The organism is Amycolatopsis sp. NPDC021455 (genome assembly GCF_040640995.1).
Classification (GTDB): Bacteria; Actinomycetota; Actinomycetes; order Mycobacteriales; family Pseudonocardiaceae; genus Amycolatopsis.
The window spans coordinates 1-4,180 of sequence record NZ_JBFACT010000153.1 but is presented as its reverse complement, the minus strand read 5'-3'; the positions used below and the strand labels follow the sequence as shown (position 1 = coordinate 4,180).

5 protein-coding genes are annotated in these 4,180 nt (G+C 71.4%); 4 read left to right on the top strand and 1 reads right to left on the bottom strand.

The features are described 5' to 3' along the window. Positions 1 to 77 precede the first annotated feature (77 nt). Positions 78 to 872, bottom strand: a complete 795-nt coding sequence (locus tag AB0G28_RS49205) for a carbon-nitrogen hydrolase family protein (RefSeq protein ID WP_361106602.1) — start codon at positions 870 to 872, stop codon at positions 78 to 80. An 83-nt stretch (positions 873 to 955) separates the two neighbouring features. On the opposite strand from AB0G28_RS49205, the gene hisD reads away from it, so the two are divergent. The 4 genes from hisD to AB0G28_RS49185 are packed head-to-tail and all read left to right on the top strand — an operon-like array spanning position 956 to position 4,129. After that, positions 956 to 2,281 (top strand): histidinol dehydrogenase, encoded by a 1,326-nt coding sequence (hisD, locus tag AB0G28_RS49200; protein WP_361106600.1) that lies wholly within the window; start codon positions 956 to 958, stop codon positions 2,279 to 2,281. Then, on the top strand, positions 2,278 to 3,378 hold the full coding sequence (locus AB0G28_RS49195; protein WP_361106597.1) for a histidinol-phosphate transaminase: 1,101 nt from the start codon (positions 2,278 to 2,280) through the stop codon (positions 3,376 to 3,378). The genes hisD and AB0G28_RS49195 overlap by 4 nt, the downstream gene beginning before the upstream one ends. Further along, positions 3,375 to 3,974, top strand: coding sequence for an imidazoleglycerol-phosphate dehydratase HisB (gene hisB / locus AB0G28_RS49190; RefSeq protein ID WP_361106594.1), 600 nt, complete (start codon positions 3,375 to 3,377; stop codon positions 3,972 to 3,974). The genes AB0G28_RS49195 and hisB overlap by 4 nt, the downstream gene beginning before the upstream one ends. Further along, positions 3,971 to 4,129: a hypothetical protein gene (locus tag AB0G28_RS49185; RefSeq protein ID WP_361106591.1), complete on the top strand. Its 159-nt coding sequence runs from the start codon at positions 3,971 to 3,973 to the stop codon at positions 4,127 to 4,129. Before hisB ends, AB0G28_RS49185 begins: the two co-directional genes overlap by 4 nt. Positions 4,130 to 4,180 lie beyond the last annotated feature (51 nt).

Here is a 4,180-nt window from a genome sequence, read left to right as displayed (position 1 = left end):
TTTGGGGGGTGGGGTGGTTGGCCACCAACATGTGGGGGGTTGGTTCCTACACCCCCACCCAACGCCACATTGGGGCGCTAGAGGCGGCGGTTGGCGAGGGCGCCGGTCGCCGTGCGGGCCTGAGCGGACACTGCCGGGTCCACGTCGACCAGCAGCATCTCCGGCGCCCCGGCCGCCTGGGCCACGACCCGGCCGAAGCCGTCCGCGGCCAGCGAGTACCCGATTCCCGTCGGGGCCTTCGGGTTGACCTCGATGCCCGTCGCCGCCGGGTCGGCCTGGCCGCAGGCCAGCACCCAGCAGCCCGAATCGAGGGCCCGGGCCCGCACCAGGACCTCCCACTGCTCCCGCTTACCTGTCCCCGCGCCCCACGACGCCGGCAGCAGCACGACGTCGGCGCCGTCGTCGGCCAGCGCGCGGAACAGCTCCGGGAAGCGCACGTCGTAGCAGGTCGCGACGCCGTACACCACGCCGTCCAGCTCGAAGGTGGTCGCCGAAGAACCGGGCGCGACCGTGTCGGACTCGGCGAAGCCGAACGCGTCGTAGAGGTGGATCTTGTCGTAGCCGAGGTGGTGCCCGGCGCCGGTGACCAGCAGCGTGTTGCGCACGCGGCCCTCGTCCGCGGGGGTGAACATGCCGGCCACGACCAGCACGTCGTGCTCCGCGGCGACCGCCGCCACCGCCGAGGCCCACGGCCCGTCCAGCGGTTCCGCCACCGGCTCCAGCGGACGCCCGAAGCGCGCCATCGTCGCCTCGGGGAACACGACGATCCGCGCGCCGCCCGCCACCGCGGCTTCCACCCCGGAGCGAACCAGTTTCAGGTTCGCCTCCGGATCGTCACCCGAGTTGACCTGGCACAACGCGATTCGCGCCACCGCTGCCTCCTGCATCGTGGGATCGGCAATCACCAGGGAGTATCGCTGAAAACCCGTTCGGCGTGACCTCGTACCCTGGGGGCATGTTGAACCGCACCGACCTGCGCGGGCAGGTCCCGACCGCCGCCGAACTGCGCGCCACGCTGCCACGCGCCGAATACGACGTGGACGCGGCGCTGCATCACGTGCGCCCGGTGGTCGAGGCGGTCCGGGACCGCGGTGTCGAAGCCGTCCTCGAGTACACCGAGAAGTTCGACAAGGTCCGCCCCGGCGCCGTGCGGGTACCGCGCGCTTCGTTGACGCAGGCACTGCGGCAGCTGGACCCGGCCGTGCGCGCGGCGCTGGAGGAGTCGATCACCCGCGCCCGGAAGGTGCACGCCGAGCAGCGCCGCACCGACGTCACGACCACCGTCGTCGAGGGCGGCACGGTGACCGAGAAGTGGGTGCCGGTCGAGCGCGTCGGGCTGTACGCCCCGGGCGGGCTGGCCGTGTACCCCTCGACCGTGGTGATGAACGTCGTCCCGGCGCAGATCGCCGGCGTCGGCTCGCTGGTCGTGTGTTCGCCGCCGCAGGCCGCGTTCGACGGCCTGCCGCACCCGACGATCCTCGCCGCGGCCGAGCTGCTGGGCGTCGACGAGGTGTGGGCGGCCGGCGGCGCGCAGGCCGTCGCGCTGCTCGCGTACGGCGGCACGGACACCGACGGCGCCGAGCTGGCCCCGGTGGACGTCGTCACCGGGCCGGGCAACATCTACCTCACCGCGGCCAAGCGCCTCCTGCGCGGCCTGATCGGCATCGACGCCGAGGCCGGGCCGACCGAGATCGCCATCCTCGCCGACGAGACGGCCGACCCGGTGCACGTCGCCGCCGACCTGATCAGCCAGGCCGAGCACGACCCCCTCGCGGCGAGCGTCCTGGTGACGACGTCGCCCGAGCTGGCCGACGCCGTCGACAAGGAACTGGTGAACCGCGTCGCGGCGACGAAGCACACCGAGCGCGTCGCCGAAGCCCTGGCCGGCAAGCAGTCCGGCGTCATCCTGGTGTCCACAGTGGACGACGGTCTGCGCGTCGTCGACGCCTACGCCGCCGAGCACCTGGAGATCCAGACGGCGGAAGCGCGTTCGGTCGCGGCTCGCGTTCGCAACGCGGGCGCGATCTTCGTCGGCGCGTACGCCCCGGTGTCGCTCGGCGACTACTGTGCCGGGTCCAACCACGTGCTGCCCACCGGCGGGTTCGCCCGCCACTCCTCGGGCCTGTCCGTGCAGAGCTTCCTCAAGGGCATTCACGTCGTGGACTACTCCGAGGACGCGCTGCGCGAGGTCGCCGGCCGCGTCGTCGCGCTGGCCGACGCCGAGGACCTGCCCGCGCACGGCGAGGCGATCACCGCGCGCTTCGGAGGTTCCGTCCGATGACGATCGGCGAAGAGGTCACCCTGGATCAGCTGCCGCTGCGCGAAGACCTGCGCGGCAAGTCGCCGTACGGGGCGCCGCAGCTGGACGTCCCGGTCCGGCTCAACACCAACGAGAACCCGTACCCACCGCCGCCCGCGCTGGTCGAGGACGTGGCCGAGGCGGTTCGTCTCGAGGCCGCCGAGCTGCACCGCTACCCGGATCGCGACGCCGTGGCGCTGCGCCAGGACCTGGCCGACTACCTGAGCGTGTCGACGCGGGTGGTGCTGTCGGAGGCGAACGTCTGGGCGGCCAACGGGTCGAACGAGGTGCTGCAGCAGATCCTGCAGGCGTTCGGCGGGCCGGGGCGCAGCGCGCTGGGCTTCGAGCCGTCGTACTCGATGCACCCGATCATCGCGTCCGGCACCCGCACCGAGTGGGTCCCGGCACCGCGCCGCGAAGACTTCACGCTCGACACGGCCGCGGCGGCCGCGGTCATCTCGGAACGGCGTCCGGACGTCGTGTTCGTCACGAGCCCGAACAACCCGACGGGCGGCTCGATCCCGCTTCCCGAGCTGCGCTCTTTGCTCGACGCGGCCACCGGGATCGTGGTGGTCGACGAGGCGTACGCGGAGTTCTCGTCGCAGCCGAGCGCGGTCGAACTGCTGGCGGACTACCCGGCTTCGTTGATCGTCTCGCGCACGATGAGCAAGGCGTTCGCGTTCGCGGGCGGCCGGCTGGGCTACCTGGCGGCGGCGCCGGCGGTCGTCGACGCGCTGCAGCTGGTGCGCCTGCCGTATCACCTGTCGCGGCTGACGCAGGCGGCGGCGCGGGCGGCACTGCGGCACGCGGACGCCACTTTGGACAGTGTGCACAAGCTGGCGGCGGAACGCGACCGCGTCGTGGAGGCGTTGGCGGGCCTGGGTTACGACCCGGTCCCGAGCGATTCGAACTTCGTCCTGTTCGGACGGTTCTCTTCGCCTTCGGCCGCTTGGCAGTCCTATTTGGACAAAGGGGTGCTGATCCGTGACCCGGGCATCCCGGGTCACCTGCGCGTGAGCATCGGCACCCCGGAAGAGAACGACGCCTTCCTCGAGGCGAGTAAGGAAGTCTCGCGATGACCCGCATCGGCAAGGTCGAACGGACCACCAAGGAGTCCTCGATCTCCGTCCAGCTGGACCTCGACGGCACGGGCGAGGTCGAGATCTCGACCGGCGTGCCGTTCTACGACCACATGCTGACGGCGTTCGGCGTGCACGGTTCGCTGGACCTGAAGGTCGAGGCCACCGGCGACACGCACATCGACGCCCACCACACGGTGGAGGACACGGCGATCGTGCTGGGCCAGGCGATCCGCCAGGCCCTGGGCGACAAGAGCGGGATCCGCCGCTTCGGCGACGCGTGGATCCCGATGGACGAAACTCTGGCCCACGCGGCGATCGACGTCTCGGGCCGGCCGTACTGCGTGCACGTGGGCGAGCCGGAGCAGTTCAACACGTTCACGATCGGCGGCAACTACCCGTTCGTGCTGACGCGCCACGTGTTCGACTCGCTGTCGTTCCACGCCCAGATCGCGGTGCACGTAAGGGTGATCCACGGCCGCGACCCGCACCACATCGCGGAGGCGGAGTACAAGGCGGTGGCCCGCGCACTGCGCGCGGCGACCGAACCGGACCCGCGCGCGGGCGGCATCCCCTCGACGAAGGGCGTCCTGTGAGCAGCGGAGTCGTCGGAGTGCTCCTGCTCGCCCTCGGGGGTTTCCTGGTGGGTGGGGTCTACTCGACGTGGAAGTCGGCCAAGTTCATGGCGGTGGTCCTGGGGATCGCGGCCCTCTTGGCGATCGGCGGCGCGATCTTCTGGTTCTCCAGCTGAAAAGCCGTGAAGGCCTCCTTACCGGCTCTTATGGCCGGTAAGGAGGCCTTC